Below are 20669 nucleotides of genomic sequence, written 5' to 3'. Positions count from 1 at the left end.
AGGTTACTTATAAATATTTCTGATAGCTCTTGTTTTTCTTTTTCTATCCCAACCCTGCATCCCTACACAGGTGGGGGCTCCCTCGTAGAGCCCCCCACTATTCGACCTTAAAAAAAATAGAACCCCTGGTTAACGCCATCATTCTAAGACTAAAGCCTGTTGGAAATACCTCAACTATTCGGTATTAGCCAAAGTTACTCGCTCTTGATTCTTTAGCCTAATGAGTACTTTGTTTCCTATAATAAACCATTGATAAATAATTTATTACAACTATCAGTACACCTATCCCTGCTATGATTCCTGAGTGCAAAACATTTAGGCAAATCAAATCCTTACTCTGACCTGCTAAAATAGAATACCACAGAAAAGGACAAAATACACCAATTAATAAAATGTTAGCCCCAGTTTTGATGCCTTTTTTGTACCTAAGTATTTTATGATTATTTCCTTTTTTATCAATCTTATTACCTTTTATGGCTTGCAAGCATTTTTTTCCTGCAATTGAATATGGACATGCGTTAATTATTGATTGTATAAATCTAATGACCTTACTCATACCTGTTAAAAGAAAAAGTAAAAAATGAATCCTCCAGCCACAGCTATTATCAAAACAGAAATTATAAATGCCGCAATAGCTTTAGGTTTTAACATAGATGAAATGATAGCTATTTCTGGTAAACTTGCTCCCGTTCCCCCTATAATTAATGCCATTGCTGCTCCCATGCTCATGCCTTTCACAATAAGAGCTTTTAAAATAGGGATAGCCATCTCAATCCTCAAATATAAAGGTATACCAATGGTTGCAGCGATAGGTATAGCCAATGGACTATCATTACCCAAATGTTCTTGAACCCATGTGTCAGGAACGAAAATTGCCGAAACGGCACTAATAAGAGCCCCGACCAAAACATAAGGGAAAATTCGTTTGAACAATGCCCATCCAAATTTAAATGCTTCTTTAAGCTTAGGGTTCGATTCATTGCTTTGACTACAGGAAGGAGAAGAAAGCCCCGAACATCCTGATTCCACTGTAGAAACACTACCTAATTGACTTAAAGTAGTTTCAGTACCACAGTTGGTAGATTGTTGAGAACTACATGTTGGAGTAGGCTGTCCCGAGTTGAGGTTAATTCTTTTTACATGGTTTCTCAATGAGGTTTTTCCTACAATGGTTCCCATCAAAATAGCGCCAATAAAAACTACAAGAAAGTACACCAAAGCTACTTTCCACCCAAATACACCAAAAATAAAACCCACTACAACAAAGTTGGCCAATGGAGCAGAAAGTAAAAATGAGAAAACCATGGAGAATGGAGCACCCATCTCTACCATCCCCATGGATACCGGAACCATTGACGCACTACAAAAGGGAGTTGGTATTCCTAATAGTGTTCCCATCAAACCACCATACTTACCAGTTTTCGATAATTTTTTCTGCAGCTTTTCCTGTGGAATATAGGCCCGTATTAAACCAGTAAGGATTGATACAACAGCAATAATGAGTACCAATGCTACGCCAACGTGTATAAACTCATCTAATGCTAAGATCATGTTTAAAAATTTTAAATAGGCATTTTTTTGATCCTATTAAGTATTATTTGGCAGTTTTGCCATAAAACCCAAGCTTCTTGGCTTTTGGTAGTTTTTTCATAGTCTTTGGACAGCCTCCGGAAGAAATTGAACGTGCCGAATGTCCTCTCGGTGACCCATCTCCACTTGATGGGCACAAAGCCCCTGGGGGTTGGGGGACAAGAGGATATCTCGACCTCTACGCCCCTTATGTTGTCCTCTACCCATCCGGTGAACTTCTTTTTATAGGCCTGGTCTGCCAGGATCTTTTCCATCCTGTGCAGGTAGCCCAAGAGGGGCTCCACCACCCGTTGCCCTATCGTGCCGTCATGCTCGTTGGCGCCAGTGGCGACCACTCCCCATACCAGCCCGAGCGTATCGGTGATGACGTGCCTTTTTCTCCCGTTCACCTTCTTGTTGCCGTCCAGCCCCGTGTCCTGCCCGATAAAAGGCGCGCACTTTACCGACTGGCTATCAATGGAAAGCATGCTCGGGGTCGCCTTCTTGCCCTTCCTCTTGCGCTCTAGTTGGTTGAGTGCCGCGTTCAGCCGAAAAAGCGTGTTGTCCCCCTGCCACTTGCGGAAATAATAGTATACCACATTCCAAGGAGGGCGTCCCTCGCCCGAGAGGCTGCGCCACTGCTGTCCGCTGCGCATGCAGTACAAGATCGAGTCCACCACGTCCCTGAGGTCATATTTGCGTTTCCTTTCCACGGGAAGATATTCTTTTATATATTGCCATTGCCGGGAGGTCAAGCGGGTATATCCTGTTTCCATAAACTTTGTTGTTTCGTCACTACAAAGTTTTAGCCTGCCCGGCTCTTTTCAAAATTTAAACATGCTCTAAATTAAATTTTTCATTCATGTTACTTACTTATTAAATGTTGATTTAACATATGCGTTAATACGCATATGTTATGATAAAAAAATATTTATTGGTGATACTTATATTATTCTGTGTTATATAGTGTCTCTTTTATGATTTTCACGAATACTTAGTAGCTTCCTGCATTTAGTTATTTCTACAGTCATTTCTTTTTCAGGGATAGAAGAGATTGTTTTTTGAATTAAATGTTGGAATTCGCTCCTAACTGGAGAAAGATAATAGAATACCCATTTACCCTCCTTCGCTTCTTCAATTAACAAAGCGTCTTTCAAAACCCTTAAATGTCGAGATACATTATATTGATGCTCTTCCAATACTTCTACAATTTCCGAAACACAAATCTTTTTATCAATATTTGTAAGCAGCCAAATAACTTTTAGCCTTTTTATATCTGATAGCGCTTTGAAAATTTTAATATAATCAATCATTAAACGATACATTAATCAAACTCTTATATTACATATGCGGATTATTGCATATGTTAAACTTGGGCAAATGTATCAATAATTTTTAAACGACAATATTTTTCACTAAAAAAAATGGTCTGATTCTATAGAGTTTACCACGCTTTGAAATGTACAGCATAAAAAAATTAAACTATAAAACCTTGGACAAATTTGAGCTATTGACCACAGACTTGTAGTCCGACTTCTTTCCACTTGGCCAGATAGAGTTTCGGAATCACAAACTCCGCAGAGCAATAACAAAGAAATTAATATTCTTTAGTTGTAGAGCCACTCTTGCAACTGCTCCACTGAAGATCTTCGTATAACAGTCCTCACTTTTTGCAACACTCAACTTCATGAACTATATTCACTATTCAAGGCAATACAATGTGTCATACATAATGACTGATAGAGGTTGTTTGAAAAGTTTTTAAACTCGTTCAAAGTTAAGTGACGGGCAGGTGGAATAAGCTTATGAACTCACTATTAGACATAAGAGCATGTTTAAATTTTACCTGTTTCGCTGCAAACGCTCACAGAGCGTCTGTCCTCTTATTGAACCTCACTAAACTAAATGCAGTAGCCAACACAAAAACAAGGAATATAACATACAATAGAATACTGTTTGTTGAAAGACGAAAAACGTTTCTTTAACTATTTAAAAGGCACTACAAATGAAAAAACAGTTATTGAGTTCCTAAAAATGCTGGAAGCCAGAAAATCATCAAATGAATTAGATAAATTTTATCATCCAGAAACAGAGCAAATAGAATACCCGAATACTTTAACAAAAACACTAACTAAACGTGGACTCAATGACTTAAAAGATGCTTCAGAAAAAGGCTCAAAAATCTTAACTAGTGAAAGTTATGAAGTTAAAAACTTATTATCAGTCAATAACACTGTTGTTTTAGAGTGTATATGGTATGGTAAACTCGCAATACCTATTGGGAAACTGAACGCTGGTGATCAAATGAAAGCTTATTTTGCTCAATTTTTTGAGTTTAAAGATGGAAAAATATTCAAACAAAGGAATTATGATTGCTTTGAGCCATTTATATAAAACAGACTCATTTAACCAATCAATAAAACATCATCCAAAACAACAAAAAACATATTCTACAAAATACATAAAAATTGTACACTACTCTAAAAACAATTAGAATAAAAGAATCAAATTGTGGAAAATAAAATTTTAAAACACCTTTCAAAATACACAGTAATTACCAAAGAAATAAAGACCGCTATTTCTGAAAGTATATCTATCAAAACGTTCAAAAAAGGGAGTACCCTGCTTAAGGAGGGAAGCATTTCTAACAATTGTTATTTCCTTTTAAAAGGATGCGTTAGGAGCTACTTTTTAAAAAATGGCGAAGAAAAAACAATAGAATTTTATACAGAAGAACAATCTGTTATACCCGCAAGTTATGGGACACCAATACCCTCAGATTACTATATAGAATGCTTAGAAGATACAATTGCAAGTGTAGGGAATCCTATATTGGAAAAAGAAACATTTCAAAAGTACCCTCAGCTAGAATCCTTATCAAGAATAATTGCTGAGACAATAATAATTAAGCAACAGGAATTATTTACTCAATTTAAAACATCGACTCCTGAAGAACGATACTTAAACTTATTAAAAACAAGACCTAACTTGATACAACGAGTTCACCAACATCAAATAGCCAGTTATTTGGGTATTAAGCCAGAATCATTAAGTCGTATTAGAAAAAGAACAATGGGCAAAAAATGATTACTTAACCAAAGTCAATGCATTTGAATATACAGGTTCCTACTTTTGGAATCATGGAGTATAGGAATAAACATATATCAAGAATTGCAGGAGCTTTAATCATTCTGGGAATAATTATCGGCATCTTAAGTATTGTACCTTCTGTTGAAAGCAATAAATTTCTTGACGAAATTTACCCAAATAAAGATCAAGTTTTAACTGGTGCAATATTTCAGTTTCTTTTAGTTCCTATTTACGTTGGCTTCTCGCTTTTACTTCATCCAATACTCAAGCAGTATAGCAACACTCTTTCGATTGGGTTTATAGGATTTCGGTTTATGGCAGCTACATTTCAAATAATCGGAATAATATTACTACCTGTATTCGTACTCTTAAGCCAAGAGTATTCAAAATCAAACCCTTCGTATATAGCTATTTATGAATCAGCAGGAAACTTGTTAAGATTATCCCGTGATTTGATTAACCATCTAGGTGTAATATTGCCGACAGGATTAGGAAACTTCTTGTTATACTTAGTCCTGTACAGAGAGAATCTAGTCCCTAGGTGGTTATCGTTATGGGGTTTGTTAGGGAATATAGTGATAATGCTGGCTAGCTTCTTAATCGTATTTCAATTAATTGAAGTAATTTCAACAGAATATGGGATAATGTCAATTCCGCTCGTGGTACAAGAAATAATATTAGCAATGTGGCTATTGAAAAAAGGGCTGGTTATAAAAACGAATACACGACTGGCCACCAGTTAATGCAAGCTCGGTCACACCATCCTGCGTACGAGCTTGGCGACCCCATCTCATATACTAATGGACTTTTTGATAAACAGAAAGTACATCCAGTTAAAATGATAAACAATCCAGAAAAGACAGAGCATAAGTCGACGTTTATCTAAAATGCAGACTCACTACCCGAATATACAATCCGATTTTTAAATTAAAATCCAATCAATTTATTAAAATTGCAACTCAAAAAAAGTATTGGTATTTCGTACCGCCTATTTGGTAATGCAAGCACTTTAAACTGATGAACATTACCATCGCATCTTTTGATTGGCTCGCTACTTTTGTTATTGAGCATTGTTTTGGTAAAAATAAGAGAAGGGAAACGGATTTGTATCCTTTCAGGAGGTAAAAAACGTAGCATTGAAAAGGCAAAACAACATATTGGGCGCTTTCTTTCTCATCACAATTTATTGTTTTGGCATTGGGTATTCTGTAGAAAAAACAGACTTTCCCAATAAACTGATTGAAACGGGAAGCAAACTCGAAAAGCAGTTTTCTTCGCTTTCAAATACTTTTTGCATTCATACACCTCCAACCGAAACTACAGTTTCGGGAATAACGGAATATCCAAGTCCTACTTTCAACCAAAACCTTGAAGGCTTTTGGGCTATAATGTCTTCAACGAACTTGCGTTTTTACGCATTTTTCAAACAATACAAAACCTATCTTAAAACCATATTGGTCAGGCATAGAAAATCTGACCTTATCTTTCCTTTCCATAACTTTTGGTAATCAATCTTGATAAGAGAAACTGCAAAAGCAGTCTCTAAAATTAGTTTTATGCGTTGTGAATCATCACATCGCAACATCATTATTATGTCAAAATTGAAAAAAAAATAATAAAATGGATTTAGGAACAGCCATAGTTGGGATGATATGTATTGCCGTATGTGCAATGCCTTTTGCTTTAATTAGTAGGAATATAAAAAAGAAAGAAAAACAATTGCTTGAGTCAATAAAAGAATTGGCAAAACAGCATAACCACGAAATTACCCAACATGAAATTTGTGGTAATTATGTTATCGGAACTGACGTAAGCAAGAATTTCCTGTTTTTTCAATTGAATACAAAAAAGGAAGTAAAACAACAATTCATTGACCTTTCAACAATTAAATCTTGTAATATTTCCAACATCAGTAGAAAAACAGCAAACGGCAAAGTAGTAGAGCGACTTGACTTGGAGCTTATACCAAAAGATAAAAACATGTCTGTAATTGTTTTGGAATTTTATAGTATTGATTTAAGCTTCCAATTAAACGGAGAATTACAATCCATTGAAAAATGGAACAATTTGATAAAAAAACAGCTGACTGAAAATAAATAATCGAACGGATGTGAGCCATAAGCCATGGTTCAGCTTAACCTACTACCACCAGGAGCTTTTGGGAAGCTCTTGGTGTTTTTTTTACGTACTAGTTGGTGTTGTTTAGCGTCAAAACATCGTGGATATAAATAAAAACTGGGTGCATCATTGTACCTTAAGATTAACACCGTTACCCAGCCCCATAAAACGTAGCCTTATGGTATTCTAAAGAGTCCTCTTCTTAGATCCAACTAAACTTTCAAAGCAATGGCATTAATATGCCGCATAATAGACTTGTAAAAATATTTCCCACCCCCTGTAACTTTTCTTCCCCAGCTTTGTCTTCCTTTTGAATATGGTACTGGAAGATTTTAAAAAAAATGTTTTACCGGTAAAAGACAAACTCTACCGATTCTCCCTCTACTTACTTGGCAACGAGGACGATGCGAGGGATGTGGTGCAAGATGTCTTGATCAAGGCTTGGGACAACCGAGCTGAACTATCAGGCTTGAACAGCGTGGAGGCTTGGTGTATGCGCATTACCCGGAACTTCTCGCTCAACAGGCTAAATGCTGCTAGCACAAAATATAAAACCACAATAGATGCTCTTTCAGAGTCATCATACACAGGGGCTTCTCCCGAAACACTAACTGAGGTAAACGACCAATATTCACGATTTAAAGAACTTTTGGAAGAGTTACCAGCCACTCAGCGGCAAATTTTGCAACTGAGAGACATTGAAGGATTTACCAACCCAGAAATAGCCGAGGCGCTCGGTGTAGAGGTAAATTATGTCAAAGTCAATCTGTTTCGAGCGAGGCAATCTTTAAAAAAGAAAATGCTTAACCTGAACGCTTATGGACTACAACGAAATCAATAAATTACTCGAAAAATATTGGAATGCGGAAACAAGCCCTGCGGAGGAAAAAAAGCTCCGAGCTTTGCTTAGCAAACCAAATTTGCCGCCCAAATACAAGGAAACAGCAGAAATGTTCCGCTTTTTCAATTCGGAAAAAAAGGGAAACACGCTGGGAAAGGGCTTTGATGAAAAGCTGATAAACAAGCTTTCTGAGGATAAAAGTACGGTCAAGGTCATTCCAGTGTGGAAAAGATACTCTGTTGCGGCATCCGTAGCCATTCTTTTTACAATAGGCGCTGCCCTGTATTTCCAACACCAAGGTTTTGACCTAGAAGGGCAACCAAAAATGAGTATGACAAATGCCTATGCCGAAGATACGTTCGACAATCCGCAAGAAGCATTTGAACATACAAAAAAAACCTTGCTGATGCTTTCGGCAAGGTTGGAAAAAGGCAGTAGCCAAATTTCAAAAATCGAAAAATTAAACGACGCTCAATCTAAAATAAAAGAACAATGAAAAAATCAGCTATTTTACTTATAATGTTATGTTTTTGGGGAGTAAAAGCATACTCTCAAAGTGATGCAATCTCAACCATGTTCTCCAAATACGAGGACGACGAGAACTTTACCAAAGTATCGGTCACCAGCAAAATGTTCAGCCTCTTTACTGAGCTTGAACCTGAAGACGAAGACGATAAGGCTCTTTTAGAGGCCATTAGCAAAATAAAAGGTTTGAAAGTACTTGCCGCCGATAGCATTCCCAACGGCAAAGCTCTCTACAAAGAAGCTTCTGCAAAAGTAAAGAAAGGCAATTTTGAAGAACTAATGTCGGTAAGGGATGGCGGTGAAGATATGCTTTTTATGATCAACGAAAAGGATGGGGTAATTTCAGAGCTTTTGATGCTAGTTGGTGGAGAGAAAAACTTCTTTATCTTGAGCCTGTTCGGTGAGATCGACCTCAAAGAGATTTCTAAGCTTTCCCGTGTGATGAAGATAAAAGGCATGGAGAAGCTCGGGAATATGAATAAAAACTAGCTTGTTTTGGGGCAAATAGAGAAGTAACTTTAGCATTTACCGGCTAACTCACCTAGCTGAAAGTTACTCGTTGCCAGTTTCTTGTTACTGGTTTTTGCATGTATAAAAGTAAAACTCGTAACCTGAAACCATCTGCAAAAATCAAAAAGTTCACAGTGCACTGGAACTTACTATTACAACTAATTCGATTCTACTGAAACATGGCTCTGGCAAAACCCTTCAAAATACTTATTCTATTGCTTTGCACTACTCATTATTTGATGGGGCAGAGCCATGTTATTACTGAGTTCAAAGAAGCCAACGAGCCCAGCTCTAGCTTCTTTTTTTATCCTAGCACACTCCGCATGCTCAACCTCGACAGGGACCCTAATTTCGATGACATGGTGAGAGATGTGAAAAAAGCGCGGTGGATGCTGTTTGATACGGCAATTGTAAAAGAACCTGTGGTTGCCTGTATAAAATTGGAGCAAAAAATAGCGAAAAATGGGTATGAGAAGCTTATGGAGATGCGAGAAAAAGACGGGAGATATTTCGTTTATGTACTGGAAAACAATGGCAAGAACATAAGCACAATTGCCCTTTTTACCCGAGACCAAGAACTTGGTATATTGGAAGTAATAGGCAAGATCAACCTCACCGCTATCCGCAAGCTAGCTACCAGCGGCTTTGAAATAGATAAAATAACGGGATTGATAGAAGGGACGGACTTTAGGCTGGCTAGAAAAAGGAAACAAGCACAAACTAACGACTGATCATTTGGAAAACATACTAACTATCAAAGGTTTACACAAGCATTACGGCAAGGTAAGAGCCGTAGATAACCTCTCGCTAGAAATAGAAAAAGGACAGATTTTTGGAATTTTAGGTCCCAATGGAAGTGGGAAAAGCACCACTTTAGGCATAGCGCTCGATGTGGTGGCAAAAAAAGAGGGCGAAGTACGTTGGTTTGGGCAACCTCCTTCAAAGCATTCCCGAAAACGGATTGGGGCGATATTAGAAAGCCCTTCTTTTTACCATTACCTCTCCGCTTACGACAATCTCAAAGTGGTTGCTAAGATTAAAGGGGCAAAGGTGGAAAACATAGATAAAGTTTTGGAAACAGTTGGGCTTTCCAGTAGGAAAAATGATCCTTTCAAAACTTATTCTTTGGGAATGAAGCAGCGCTTGTCCATTGGCTCTGCCCTCCTCTCCGACCCCGAAGTTTTAATTTTAGACGAACCCACCAACGGGCTTGATCCCCAAGGCATTGCCGAAATACGGACATTGATCCGGGATATTGGAAAACAAGGAAAAACCATCATACTGGCTAGTCACTTACTCGATGAAGTCCAACGGGTCTGCACTCACTTTGCCGTGCTCAAATCGGGCAAAAAAATGTATAACGGAAGCGTAGCAGAAGCCCTGAAAGACATCCCTAAGGTTGCTGTAAAAGCCGCTGACCAAGCATTATTAAAAAGCACCTTGCTCTCTTCGCAAAAGTTCGATAAGCTTGAGGAAAACGAAGAATCTCTTTTGGTAACTCTAGAGCAAGAAAGCGATATAGAAAGTCTCCACAAATATTTGATAGAAAAAGGCATTGTACTCACGCACTTGGCACAACAAACCAAAAGTTTAGAAAAGCAATTCTTGGAAATCCTAGGCGCAAATTCCGATTCTGTCAATTAATCAACTTCCTTATTTTTTAATAATAACAAAAAAAACAGAAAGCCCAACTTATGAAGAGACTGATTGAAATAGAATGGCTAAAGCTCAAGAACTATAAAGTATTTTGGATATTAACCATCCTCTATGCAGTGGTACTCACCGCCGTTTGCTCAGGCGGCATGCTATTTTTACAATACCTTGCCAACCAAGGCGCTGAAATTAGAGGAATAGACCCGACTATTTTGCCACTCTACGACTTTCCAGATGTTTGGCAAAACATTACCTACATTGCCACCTTTCTCAAAATCATTCCTGCTTTTATTATTATAATTTCCATCACCAACGAGTACAGCTACAAAACTCTTAGGCAAAATATTATTGACGGGATGAGTAAACAAGACTTTATTTTGTCAAAGCTTTTGTTGATTGGAATATTTGCCTTTCTCAACACAATCTTGTTACTTGTTATTGGATCTACTACCGGATTGATATATTCTCATGTACAAGGTATAGATTTAATGTTAGAACATACCGAATTCCTTCTAGCTTATTTTTTAGACCTACTCACTTTTTTTAGTTTTGCACTGCTTGTGGGTTTATTATTGCGCAAAGCGGGCTTCGCTATTATATTGTTAGGAATTTATTCCCTTTTTGTAGAACCTTTCCTCACTATTTACCTCAACTTCAAATTTCCAGATTATAGCTTTTATGAGTTTTTTCCTATCAGAGCTATCAACAACCTTATCCGAGTCCCATTCCCACGATACATATTTAGGGAAATACAAGATTACGTGTCGTTTATAGATGTATTTGTGGTTTTGGCCTTCCTTTTGTTCTTTATTTCCGCCTCATACTTCTTTTTAAAGAAAAAGGATGTGGGGTAAATATTTTAAAAAAACAGCAATAAAAACCAGGGTTTTGTGTTGTGTGTATGATTTAATTAACATTTTTGGATTATTATTTGAAGTGTTACTTAATAAAAACATCAGTTAATCAATCCTACTAAAAACTTTTAACCCTAAACGAAGAAAATATGCTGGCTCTATTCAAAAAACAATCGAGGAAAGAAAAGCTTCAAAAAAAGTATCAAAAATTACTTGAAGAAGCAGAGAAGTTAGCCGCCACTAATCAAAACGCAAGTGTTTTGAAATCATTAGAAGCGAAAGCCATTCTCCACGAGCTAGAAGCTTGTGAAGACTAAATAGCCAAAAGGCAATTTCAAAAAGCCCCAACATTCATGTAATGTTGGGGCTTTTTTATGAACAAATTTCATGAACATTTACTTACTAGTATAGTGTCTCACAAAAACAAGAACCACTATGTTAGGATTATTTAAAAAGAAATCGAAAAAAGAAAAATTACAACAAAAATATAACAAGCTACTAGACGAAAGCTATAAACTTTCGCACACCGACAGAAAAGCGAGCGACCTGAAAAGAGCCGAGGCAGAAGCAGTATATGCAGAAATGGAAAAAAGCTCTTAGAGCAAACATTTGGAGAAAATAAGACATCCCTAGATTAAACACTAATAGCTCTCTTTATATCAAAAGCCCACTTGCCATGATTGATAGGCGGGTAGGCTTTTGCGTTCTTTCCTAATAAAATCACCGTTCTCTTTCCTATTGTGGAACTTCCTCTTCTGAAATAGGCTTACCTTTGTTCTGAACCAGCAACTTTAAAACTATACATGACCGATACGAGTAGAATTTTTGTCATTATACCTGCATACAACGAGGAACAATCGATAGCCCATGTACTCAATGAAATCCCAAAAGAACTAGTGGAAGAAATAATAGTGGTCAATAATGCCTCTACCGACTCTACCGCCAAAGTTGCTAAGGAAGCTGGAGCTACGGTTTTGGACGAACCTACCCCCGGTTATGGGAATGCCTGCCTCAAAGGAATTGCTTATGCCAAAGAAAAACTACCAGCCGATGCTTCGTCCATCATCGTATTTATGGATGGCGACCACTCCGATTATCCCGAACAACTCCCGCTTTTGGTAGACCCAATAAAACATGATGGAGCTGAAATGGTGATAGGCTCACGGCCACTTGGACAAAGAGAAAGTGGTTCGATGACTCCCCAGCAGATATTTGGGAATTGGCTAGCCACTTCTTTATTAAAACTGTTTTATGGAGTAACTTTTACCGACCTTGGTCCCTTCAGAGCTATCCGCTTCGATAAATTATTGGAAATAGGAATGAAAGACAAAACCTATGGCTGGACAGTAGAAATGCAGGTAAAGGCAGCCAAAAAGAAACTAGTTTGCAGGGAAGTAGCTGTAAATTATAGAAAAAGAATTGGTGTTTCAAAAGTTTCAGGCACGGTAAAAGGTACTATTATGGCCGGTTACAAAATACTTTTTACCATCTTCCGATATTTGTAATAACTTAACAAAAAAGGTCGCCAATTTGGCAACCTTCAACTGCTTTATATTAATCACATACCCTAGAACAAAGGCATACCTTTATAAACTGAAGATTCTTCCAGGGAAACCAACTGCCCTGAGAAAGTGATTCTCTCACCGAAATCGCCTCTTATATATGCCCTGGCATATCCGTCATTACTTACGGAAATATTGATATCTGCCCAACCTGTACCTCGATTGCTTACTCTCATCTGTACCTGAATAGCTTTATTATTTTTGCCTTCATTAATTTCTAATTTGGTAACTGTGCCATCGAGGGTGATCCCCCCTACTCCATTCCAACCTACCAAGTGGTTAAATGCAAGTTGGATAGTCGACTTGTCTTTATCAATGGCTACAAAGTTGATATTAGGGTTCATATTATAACTCTGGCCATATCGATCATATACCGTGTGTGTCTCAATCACAAAACGCCCCTCATTTATAATAGCTAAAAGCACTTCTTTCTGCTCTAAACGCTCCCTCATCTTCAGTTCCTTCTTCTCTTTTTTAGTCAGCTTTTTTTCTTCTTTGTTTTCTTGTGCAAAAACGGCAACTGCACTTAATTGGAACAACACTAATAAACTTAAAATCAGCTTTTTCATGGTTTTATAGTTTTGAATGGTTATGCCTGATTGTTTTGATTTACATTACAATAATAAGAGCCATTAGAGAGGGAAATGGTGCGAAAACAAGCCAATGGGGATTTTTTCCTTTGAACAGGAATATTCCCATATAAACCACATTTCTGTTTTAACAGAAGCAAAAAACGTCCTCTTGAGCAGCTCAAGAGGACGTTTTCAAGTATTCCAACACAAATTGGAATTATATATCTCCCAGCTGTGGGCGAATGATGATATCCTCCGTTACCGTTTGGGCTGACACTTTATGGGAAGTATAAACTATTTCGGCGACATCTTCAGGCTTGATAAACCTTTCGGGAGGTAAATCAACCCCTTCCCAACTTGCAGTATATGTAGCCCCTGGCAACACACTTGTCACCCTCACCCCATGAGGTTTCATCTCTTCTCTCAGCGATTTGGAAAAACCCCACATTGCATGTTTGGAAATGGCATATGAACCACCATTTGGATAAGCCTCAAAGCTTGCGATAGAGCAAATATTGATAATATGTCCAGCTTTTTTGGTGATCATTTCCCCAATCAGCCCCCGGGTAACGTGGTAGGCGCTATACAAATTCGTCTCGATCATTTTCTCCAAAGAGCCTTCTGCTTCATCGTGGATAGCTCCAGGAATAAACATCCCTGCATTATTGATCAACACATCGATAGGTTTTTCTATCCGCTTTACAAAATCGACAAAAGTAGCAAGGTCTTCCCTCACCGAAACATCTGTTGATTGAATGAATACTTCTATACCATACTGCTTTACCAGCTCTTTTTTTAAGTTTTCTAGATCTTCCTTATTTCTAGCACATGTAGCTATATCATGTCCTTTTGCGGCAAATTTATGGATGAGTGCTAGCCCTATCCCTTTTGTTCCTCCTGTAATTACTACCATTTCAACTATTGTTTTATTCTCATTTTTGTCCAAATCAACATTACTCGAACAAGAGTGCGCCGTTTTTGTTTTTCAACTTATATAAGACCTGTACTGACGAGTACAAGTCGAGCTAAAACTAATGTAAATAATAGAAGTATGCTAAACTGGAATGATATAATCCGCTTTGCCCAAAAAGGCAATCCTACGCCAACACGCAGAGTAGAAAAAACTGAAGAGGAATGGCAAAAGGAGCTTAGCCCAGAAGAATTTGAAGTAACAAGATTAAAAGGAACTGAACGGGCTTTTAGCTCGGAAATGTGTAGCAAGTTCGATCCGGGAATTTACAAATGCACTTGCTGCGGCACCTTGCTCTTCGATGCCTCAGAGAAGTTTGAAAGCGGCTCGGGCTGGCCCTCGTTCACGCAGCCTCTCGAAGAAAATGCTGTGGCTTACCACATAGATAATTCCTACGGAATGAAGCGGGTAGAAGCTATTTGTAATACCTGCGATGCCCATTTAGGACACATATTTCCCGATGGACCAGCGCCAAGCGGGCTCCGATATTGTATCAATGCTGTTTCCCTCAAAAAGTCGGAAAAGTAAATGAGCAGAAAAACTACTTTTGCCCTAGCTAAAAAAAACAACATTCCTGAGTTGCTGGAAATGATGGAGGAATTTTATGCCATAGACTCCTACCCTTTTGATCCAGACAAGGCAAGCCGACTCATAGAAGAGCTCATAGCCACACCTGCTTTAGGCCGGCTGTGGCTTACCTTCCAAGGAGAGGAGCTTGTGGGTTATATCGTGCTTGCCTTTGGCTTCAGTTTTGAATATGCCGGAAGAGATGCGATGATCGATGAATTTTTTATAAAAGAACCTGCCAGGGGAAAAGGGCTGGGAAAAGCAACATTGGAATACGTTGAGTTACAAGCAAAAGCAGTTGGCATAATACTATCCACTTGGAAGTAGAGCAACACAACAGGCACGCAGCGAACCTGTATATCCAGAAAGGTTTCAAAAGCAAAGGAAGGGAGCTGATGTCAAAAAAGTTAGCCTAGCGATTCATGGAAACTCGTTTTAGGGAATCGCCTTGCACAATTTGTCCTTTTGTGAGGGATATCTCACTTTCGGGTAGGTTAAAATCTGGCATAAAAGACACTTCGTATAGCTGAGGCGTACCTAGCAATCGTATAGACAACATGGCTCTTGAATCTTTCTTGAAATAGTTGAAAGGGTCGTTTTTAGATCGTCTCACCAATAGGCTTCGGTATTCCTGAGGCAGTTCCGATGCCAATTCATAAGGTATTTTATCTAAAATACGAGCATCAATCGTCACCTTATAATCCAACTCTCTTTTGCTCACTTGATTTCCGGATACAAACACATCCCCGTTAGCAGTTTTTAGTTGCAAAGAGCGCATGATCAATGAATCACTTTTCACTTCAATCTCATTGTAAAGTGAATCGAAACGCAACGTTTTGATCTTTGAGTTTTCAAAGTAATCTCCCAGTACTCTCAGTGGCAAATACTGATTGATTTCCCCATTTACCACAACCGCTTTTACATTTGCCGAAGTTTGTTGAAAATCGATGGAAGAAGGTTCAGCAACCTTTGCCTTTGCTATGATGGAAAAGTCACCTTTTCCCTTGACATTCTTTTCTAACACCAATCCTTTTCCCATCTTTTTGAATACTTGAAAAAACTTGCTTACCTCCACCCCTTTGGCTTCCATCTCCGTATTGAGTATGCTATCAGCCAAGGAATAATTCCCCTTGAGTTGCATATAACCATCTCCAGCCTTTGCATAAGATGAATCTATCACAAGATTTTGAAGAGATTGAAAACTTCCTTTTGCAAAAAAATCATTTAGTTCTATCTGTTCATAGGCCAACTCAGCCACCTGCACATTCAAGTGGCGAATATCCAATTTGTTCTTCAGAGAAGGAGATAATTTGGACAATTTACTATCACTGATATTATTGATAAGCTTCGTTACATTCAGTTTTGGGCTTTTATAAAAAACAGTCACTTGCGCCGGCTCTTTGGTATTCTTCAAGAGCGCTTCATAATTTTCCATTCCTCCTTTTATGAAAAAACGCTGCTGTCCAAATACACCAGAAACCTCCCTAAAAACAACTCCTCTACCTGATACACGAAAATCAGCCCTCACCGATTCTAGTTTTTGCTCCCATTGCCTCAAATCAAACTCACAGTTCTGGATTTGGAGCTTAGTATAAGGGATCGTTTCAAGTGAGCGAAGATCCTGCAAGCGGGCAAAAATATAGCCTCTCATTCGGAGGTTATCGATCTTAACCCTGTTTTCAACCTTGGTAAAGTCATTTACTTGGAGGCTATTCGTAGTGATATTAAAATCGACCCTACACCGCTGAGAACTCCTTTTCCACCAGCTTGCAAATCGCTTTATGGAAACAGCTCCGTTCAGGCTGCTTTCCCCGCCACTCAGCACGATAGATGGCATGTTCATATCTCCATTTCCTATCTCTATACCTACCCCTGTTCCTTGCATTTTAGGCTTTGCCTTAGCAGTTCTAAAAGCAAGTTGCTTAAGGTGAATAGCTCCAGAATCAACCAAATGAAGAACCATCGGGTTAGTTGGGAAAATATCCCACTTAAAATCACAATCAACATCCCAAAGTGCTTTTTTCGCCATTTCGCCATCCGTGCCCATTAGCTCAGAAACATGTAACTCTTTGGATACCAAACGACCTTCAAAAGTGGAATTCCCACTAAACAAACCACCTCTGTTTTTTTGTTTTAATTTTCCAGAAAAAACCAACTCACTCTCGCCTACTTTAGCTTTAAGCGAGGAAAAATTGACCCAATCATTTTTGAAATAAGTTGTGCCCCTCAGGTTTTCCAATACTGGTTTATATGATTTTAGACCCAAATCAACACCTTTGAAGCGTATAAACCCTTTGGCATAAAATCCATTTTTTTGATCTTTAGCTTTGGCTATATCTCGAATTTCCCCCCTGATGTCTACATCTAATACAACCGAACCGCTTGCCCTGTGTATCTTGGCTGGGGCGGCAAACGAAAGCAGGCGTTCCACATCCACCTCACCTTTAAGCTTGGTTTCAAAAGAAGGCTCATCAAAATTTTTCATTTTAAAAAAACCATCGACCAACTGATTGCCCATCCTGAAATTCATCCCTGTTATGGTCAATTCTGAAGTAGCCAAACTCTGCTCCGAGCCATTGCTATAATGGCCGATCAGGTTCAACGAGTCCATAGACACATTTTTGTCTATCCTGCGGATGGTGGTATTTACGCAGCCAAAATCAATAGTCACATTAGGATTTTTCCCTTTGGAAATTTTGCCTTTTAGCTTAGCATTCACAAATACCATCCCTTTTGCACTATAATTACCCAATTGGCTGCTATTATCAGAAGGTGCAAGAGCAAGCAAGTTTTTGAACACGGTTTCCTCGCTCCTGATATCTAGGTCAAGGTTTTTATCATTGGCAAAATCCAAAAAGCCCTCCATTTCCATGCTCGTCCCTTCCAACTTCACTTGCGAAGGGTTGATTGCCAACTCGTTCAATAAAATATCGTAGGTGAGCTTTCCATTGAGCGTAACCGATTTATCCCTCAAAAACGTATTGCTGTCCAACGTAGCCTCGTGCAAAAACACATTTCCATCAATATCAAGGCTCATTATTTCTTTGTTGTAGCCAAGCTTCATTCGAATATCCCTAGCCAAGCCCTCATAATTCGTATTGTTCAATTTGTTGGTATAAACAACAGCCGTATTCTTGATCGAAATCTCTTGTAGGTTGAGGTTGAGGCTGGTCGTATCTTTTAAGTTTTTTCTCACATTTACCCTATAGTTGGCCGTGCCATCATCTCTCCTTAGCAGGCGCGCATACCCTCCATCAACCAATACATATTTCACATCATAGTTGCCCGCTTTTATGTCTTCGTAATCGAAAGAAAGGATGATTTTATCAAGATTGGCAAGCGTATCGCCATGGGTGCGGCTTTTTACCAAAATATTGCTTAGCTCCAGCGTAACGTTAGGATACGTTTTGAAAACGGATATAGAAGACCTCCCAAGCTTGATAGCCAAGCCCGTATTTTCCCCAAACTCTTCAATGATTTTTCCTGCTATCTGGTTTTTGTATTTGTAGGCAAAAGAGAAAAGTGCTACTCCCATTACCGTGGAAACCAAAAAAACATACAGCAAAATCCGCTTTAAACTGAAGTCTTCTTTCAAATTAGGTTACCTATTGATTCCAAGGATCGAATTTAGTCATTTTCTATGAGGAAAATACACCGTTCGTAAAATGGCTGGAACGGTAAGCTTTATATTCAACTAAAACAGCTCTTTTAAGCAATATTCTTTGAGTTTAAGAAATAGAGATCTATACTATTACAGGGTTCATCACTGATTATACTCCCTAATTATTCTCCCACACCATGGCTACTTTGCCTTTGGTACGCATGGCTTCTATATAGCCTATGGCTTCGGGAATACTGCTATGGGGATAGGTCTTTTCTATATGCACCTGAACCTTCTTCTGCTGAATCAATGAAGCTAATGTATCAAGGTCTTTGGTATTGGCGGCAGCTGTAAATTGGGCAAGGTCAAATTTACTGAGGGCAGCCTTTGAAAGCAGAGAAAACATGTGTCCCATAGTGGTGAAACCAACGGTAACCCCTCGGTCACCCATTCGTTTATAATCAGCCAGCGTGAGGTTTCCGTGGTTGTCCAATATAAGATTATATTTCCCAGCATGCTGGTGAATATCTTCTTCGTCATAGGCTAGTACATGGTCAGCTCCTAAGCTTTTTACAAACTCCCTGTTTTTGCTAGAGCATACGGCAGTAACCTGAGCACCATAGGCTTTGGCTATCTGCACGGCAAAATGACCGACACCTCCCGAAGAACCATTGATGAGAACTGATTCCCTTTCTTTGAGCTTTCCATGCGTGATAAGCCCTTGTAATGCAGTTGTTCCGGCAATGGGTACACTTGCCATTTCGGCAAAGCTTGCGTTTTTGGGCATCTTCGCACTGACTGCTGCTGGGGCAGATACATATTGGGCAAAAGCCCCCCCTTTTAGGTATTCACCAAACACCCGATCTCCCACGGTAAAGCTTGTTACCTTGTTGCCTGTTTCTTCTACTATTCCAGCAAAGTCAGCTCCCAAAATTGGGTCTTTGGGCTTGAGCAAGCCGAAAGCAAGCCGTGCCAACATGGGCTTACCCCTGAGGGTATGCCAGTCCGCAGGATTGGCGGAGTTAGCTTCTACTCTAACTAAAATGTGGTCATCTTTTACAGTAGGCTTATCTACTTCTTCCAAATGAAGGACTTCAGGCCCTCCATATGTGTGTTTTGTAAATGCTTTCATTCTAGTTGTTTAGATGGATAGGAAAAGAAATAGGTGTTACCGAAAAGCTTTTAGTGTAAAAACAGATTTTATGATCTTACTTGACACCTTAGAAAATCTAGTTTAAGAGAGGTTAGAGAAAAATAGGCTTTTGAAGTTTTATTTTTTTTCTATCCTCTAATCTCCTTAAGCTTTTCTATTACTATTATCAAGTAGGTTCATAAAGATCCAAAATAACGTGTGCCGCTATACAGACCAAAGGCTGAAAGCTTTTTTCGCATGTCTTTTTGATGGAGAGGGCTAAAGGTAATGTAAGCGGTTAGAAGCTAGAAGGTTGGATGAACTATAGTAACAATTCAAGCGGACGCTCGTGTCAGCTTTCTTTTTTTTTGAGAAACCATTTTTGACCCCAAGTTCGATTGTTAATTCATATAAATTCCTAACCTTTTCCTAATGATGCGCTTCTTTCTTGATCAATTCAGGGAATTTCTCTTGGAATCGCTTTAAGCGAGGGATTGATACGGCTTGGATATACCCCTGATTTGGGTGTAGCCGTTCGTAGTTTTGGTGGTAATCTTCACCCACCCAAAATTTCTCAAACTTCTTCACTTCTGCAGCTACTTTTTCAGGTGCTAGTTGCTTGTTGAGCTCGGCTACCTTTTTTTCAATAATTTGTTTTTCTTCCTCATTCTGGTAAAAAATAATTGAACGGTATTGGGAGCCTATGTCAGGCCCTTGTCCATTTTTTTGGGTGATGTTTTGAGAACCAAAATACACATCTACCAGCGTACTAAAACTTACGATCTCAGGATCGTAATAGATGGCTACCGCTTCGGCATGACCCGTCTCCCCCGTATTGGAATCTTCATACGAAGGGTTCTTTGTCTGCCCGCCAGCATAGCCAGAGATAGATTCTTCAACTCCTTTTACGCTTTCATAAACGGCTTCTACACACCAAAAACAGCCCGAGGCAAAGTAGGCTTTTTCAAGTTTTGGATCTGTGGGCAGGTTATCCAAGGTCTTTTGATTAGCCACTTTGGAACTCTGGCTACTACAGCTGGTAGTGATAGCAAAAATGAAGGGAAGAATAAAAGCAATGGTTTTCATAGTACATAAAGATTTTGAA

Annotated in this window: 24 protein-coding genes; 15 read left to right on the top strand and 9 right to left on the bottom strand. The window is 38.8% G+C overall.

Annotated elements, in window-relative coordinates; translation table 11 throughout:
• Positions 1 to 217: 217 nt before the first annotated feature.
• The 4 genes from R9C00_12080 to R9C00_12065 all read right to left on the bottom strand — a co-directional run bounded on the left by R9C00_12080 (position 218) and on the right by R9C00_12065 (position 2882).
• Entirely contained in the window at positions 218 to 556 is a 339-nt protein-coding gene (locus R9C00_12080; protein WPO38191.1) for a hypothetical protein, read from the bottom strand.
• Positions 557 to 561: 5 nt separating this feature from the next.
• Positions 562 to 1551 carry a permease gene (locus tag R9C00_12075; GenBank protein WPO38190.1) on the bottom strand — a complete coding sequence of 330 codons (990 nt, stop codon included), beginning with the start codon at positions 1549 to 1551 and terminating at the stop codon, positions 562 to 564.
• A gap of 11 nt (positions 1552 to 1562) precedes the next feature.
• Positions 1563 to 2345, bottom strand: coding sequence for an IS5 family transposase (locus R9C00_12070; GenBank protein ID WPO38189.1), 783 nt, complete (start codon positions 2343 to 2345; stop codon positions 1563 to 1565).
• A 183-nt stretch (positions 2346 to 2528) separates the two neighbouring features.
• Entirely contained in the window at positions 2529 to 2882 is a 354-nt protein-coding gene (locus R9C00_12065; GenBank protein ID WPO38188.1) for a metalloregulator ArsR/SmtB family transcription factor, read from the bottom strand.
• Between the two features lie 646 nt (positions 2883 to 3528).
• On the opposite strand from R9C00_12065, the gene R9C00_12060 reads away from it, so the two are divergent.
• From R9C00_12060 to R9C00_12000, 13 genes are all read left to right on the top strand, one after another.
• Entirely contained in the window at positions 3529 to 3963 is a 435-nt protein-coding gene (locus tag R9C00_12060; protein WPO38187.1) for a nuclear transport factor 2 family protein, read from the top strand.
• Between the two features lie 117 nt (positions 3964 to 4080).
• A complete protein-coding gene (locus R9C00_12055; GenBank protein ID WPO38186.1) occupies positions 4081 to 4656 on the top strand; it encodes a Crp/Fnr family transcriptional regulator in 576 nt (191 codons plus the stop codon).
• A 17-nt stretch (positions 4657 to 4673) separates the two neighbouring features.
• Complete coding sequence (locus R9C00_12050; protein WPO38185.1) at positions 4674 to 5402, top strand: DUF4386 domain-containing protein; 729 nt, start codon at positions 4674 to 4676, stop codon at positions 5400 to 5402.
• Positions 5403 to 6279: 877 nt separating this feature from the next.
• Positions 6280 to 6759, top strand: a complete 480-nt coding sequence (locus tag R9C00_12045; GenBank protein WPO38184.1) for a hypothetical protein — start codon at positions 6280 to 6282, stop codon at positions 6757 to 6759.
• Positions 6760 to 7093: 334 nt separating this feature from the next.
• Entirely contained in the window at positions 7094 to 7618 is a 525-nt protein-coding gene (locus tag R9C00_12040) for a sigma-70 family RNA polymerase sigma factor (protein ID WPO38771.1), read from the top strand.
• A complete protein-coding gene (locus tag R9C00_12035; protein ID WPO38183.1) occupies positions 7596 to 8114 on the top strand; it encodes a hypothetical protein in 519 nt (172 codons plus the stop codon). The genes R9C00_12040 and R9C00_12035 overlap by 23 nt, the downstream gene beginning before the upstream one ends.
• Positions 8111 to 8632 (top strand): DUF4252 domain-containing protein, encoded by a 522-nt coding sequence (locus tag R9C00_12030; protein ID WPO38182.1) that lies wholly within the window; start codon positions 8111 to 8113, stop codon positions 8630 to 8632. Before R9C00_12035 ends, R9C00_12030 begins: the two co-directional genes overlap by 4 nt.
• A gap of 200 nt (positions 8633 to 8832) precedes the next feature.
• Positions 8833 to 9384, top strand: coding sequence for a DUF4252 domain-containing protein (locus tag R9C00_12025; protein WPO38181.1), 552 nt, complete (start codon positions 8833 to 8835; stop codon positions 9382 to 9384).
• A gap of 4 nt (positions 9385 to 9388) precedes the next feature.
• Entirely contained in the window at positions 9389 to 10297 is a 909-nt protein-coding gene (locus tag R9C00_12020; GenBank protein ID WPO38180.1) for an ABC transporter ATP-binding protein, read from the top strand.
• A gap of 50 nt (positions 10298 to 10347) precedes the next feature.
• On the top strand, positions 10348 to 11160 hold the full coding sequence (locus R9C00_12015; GenBank protein WPO38179.1) for an ABC transporter permease: 813 nt from the start codon (positions 10348 to 10350) through the stop codon (positions 11158 to 11160).
• A 149-nt stretch (positions 11161 to 11309) separates the two neighbouring features.
• Complete coding sequence (locus tag R9C00_12010) at positions 11310 to 11477, top strand: Lacal_2735 family protein (GenBank protein WPO38178.1); 168 nt, start codon at positions 11310 to 11312, stop codon at positions 11475 to 11477.
• A gap of 118 nt (positions 11478 to 11595) precedes the next feature.
• Positions 11596 to 11760 (top strand): Lacal_2735 family protein, encoded by a 165-nt coding sequence (locus tag R9C00_12005; protein WPO38177.1) that lies wholly within the window; start codon positions 11596 to 11598, stop codon positions 11758 to 11760.
• Between the two features lie 203 nt (positions 11761 to 11963).
• Complete coding sequence (locus R9C00_12000) at positions 11964 to 12665, top strand: glycosyltransferase family 2 protein (GenBank protein ID WPO38176.1); 702 nt, start codon at positions 11964 to 11966, stop codon at positions 12663 to 12665.
• Between the two features lie 62 nt (positions 12666 to 12727).
• On the opposite strand, the gene R9C00_11995 is transcribed toward R9C00_12000, so the two are convergent.
• Positions 12728 to 13291 carry a DUF4251 domain-containing protein gene (locus R9C00_11995; GenBank protein ID WPO38175.1) on the bottom strand — a complete coding sequence of 188 codons (564 nt, stop codon included), beginning with the start codon at positions 13289 to 13291 and terminating at the stop codon, positions 12728 to 12730.
• Between the two features lie 220 nt (positions 13292 to 13511).
• A complete protein-coding gene (locus R9C00_11990; GenBank protein ID WPO38174.1) occupies positions 13512 to 14207 on the bottom strand; it encodes an SDR family oxidoreductase in 696 nt (231 codons plus the stop codon).
• A 138-nt stretch (positions 14208 to 14345) separates the two neighbouring features.
• On the opposite strand from R9C00_11990, the gene msrB reads away from it, so the two are divergent.
• Together msrB and R9C00_11980 are read left to right on the top strand one after the other, a co-directional pair.
• A complete protein-coding gene (gene msrB / locus R9C00_11985; GenBank protein WPO38173.1) occupies positions 14346 to 14792 on the top strand; it encodes a peptide-methionine (R)-S-oxide reductase MsrB in 447 nt (148 codons plus the stop codon).
• A complete protein-coding gene (locus R9C00_11980) occupies positions 14793 to 15158 on the top strand; it encodes a GNAT family N-acetyltransferase (GenBank protein ID WPO38172.1) in 366 nt (121 codons plus the stop codon).
• An 85-nt stretch (positions 15159 to 15243) separates the two neighbouring features.
• Here R9C00_11980 and R9C00_11975 read toward each other — a convergent pair whose 3' ends face one another.
• The 3 genes from R9C00_11975 to msrA form a co-directional block, all read right to left on the bottom strand.
• Entirely contained in the window at positions 15244 to 18426 is a 3183-nt protein-coding gene (locus tag R9C00_11975) for an AsmA-like C-terminal region-containing protein (protein WPO38171.1), read from the bottom strand.
• A gap of 184 nt (positions 18427 to 18610) precedes the next feature.
• Positions 18611 to 19564 carry an NAD(P)-dependent alcohol dehydrogenase gene (locus R9C00_11970; GenBank protein ID WPO38170.1) on the bottom strand — a complete coding sequence of 318 codons (954 nt, stop codon included), beginning with the start codon at positions 19562 to 19564 and terminating at the stop codon, positions 18611 to 18613.
• Positions 19565 to 19993: 429 nt separating this feature from the next.
• Positions 19994 to 20650, bottom strand: a complete 657-nt coding sequence (gene msrA, locus R9C00_11965) for a peptide-methionine (S)-S-oxide reductase MsrA (protein WPO38169.1) — start codon at positions 20648 to 20650, stop codon at positions 19994 to 19996.
• Between the last annotated feature and the right edge of the window lie 19 nt (positions 20651 to 20669).

It is taken from the genome of Flammeovirgaceae bacterium SG7u.111 (genome assembly GCA_034044135.1).
In the GTDB taxonomy this organism is placed as follows: domain Bacteria; phylum Bacteroidota; class Bacteroidia; order Cytophagales; family Flammeovirgaceae.
This window is presented reverse-complemented; position numbering and strand designations above follow the sequence as displayed.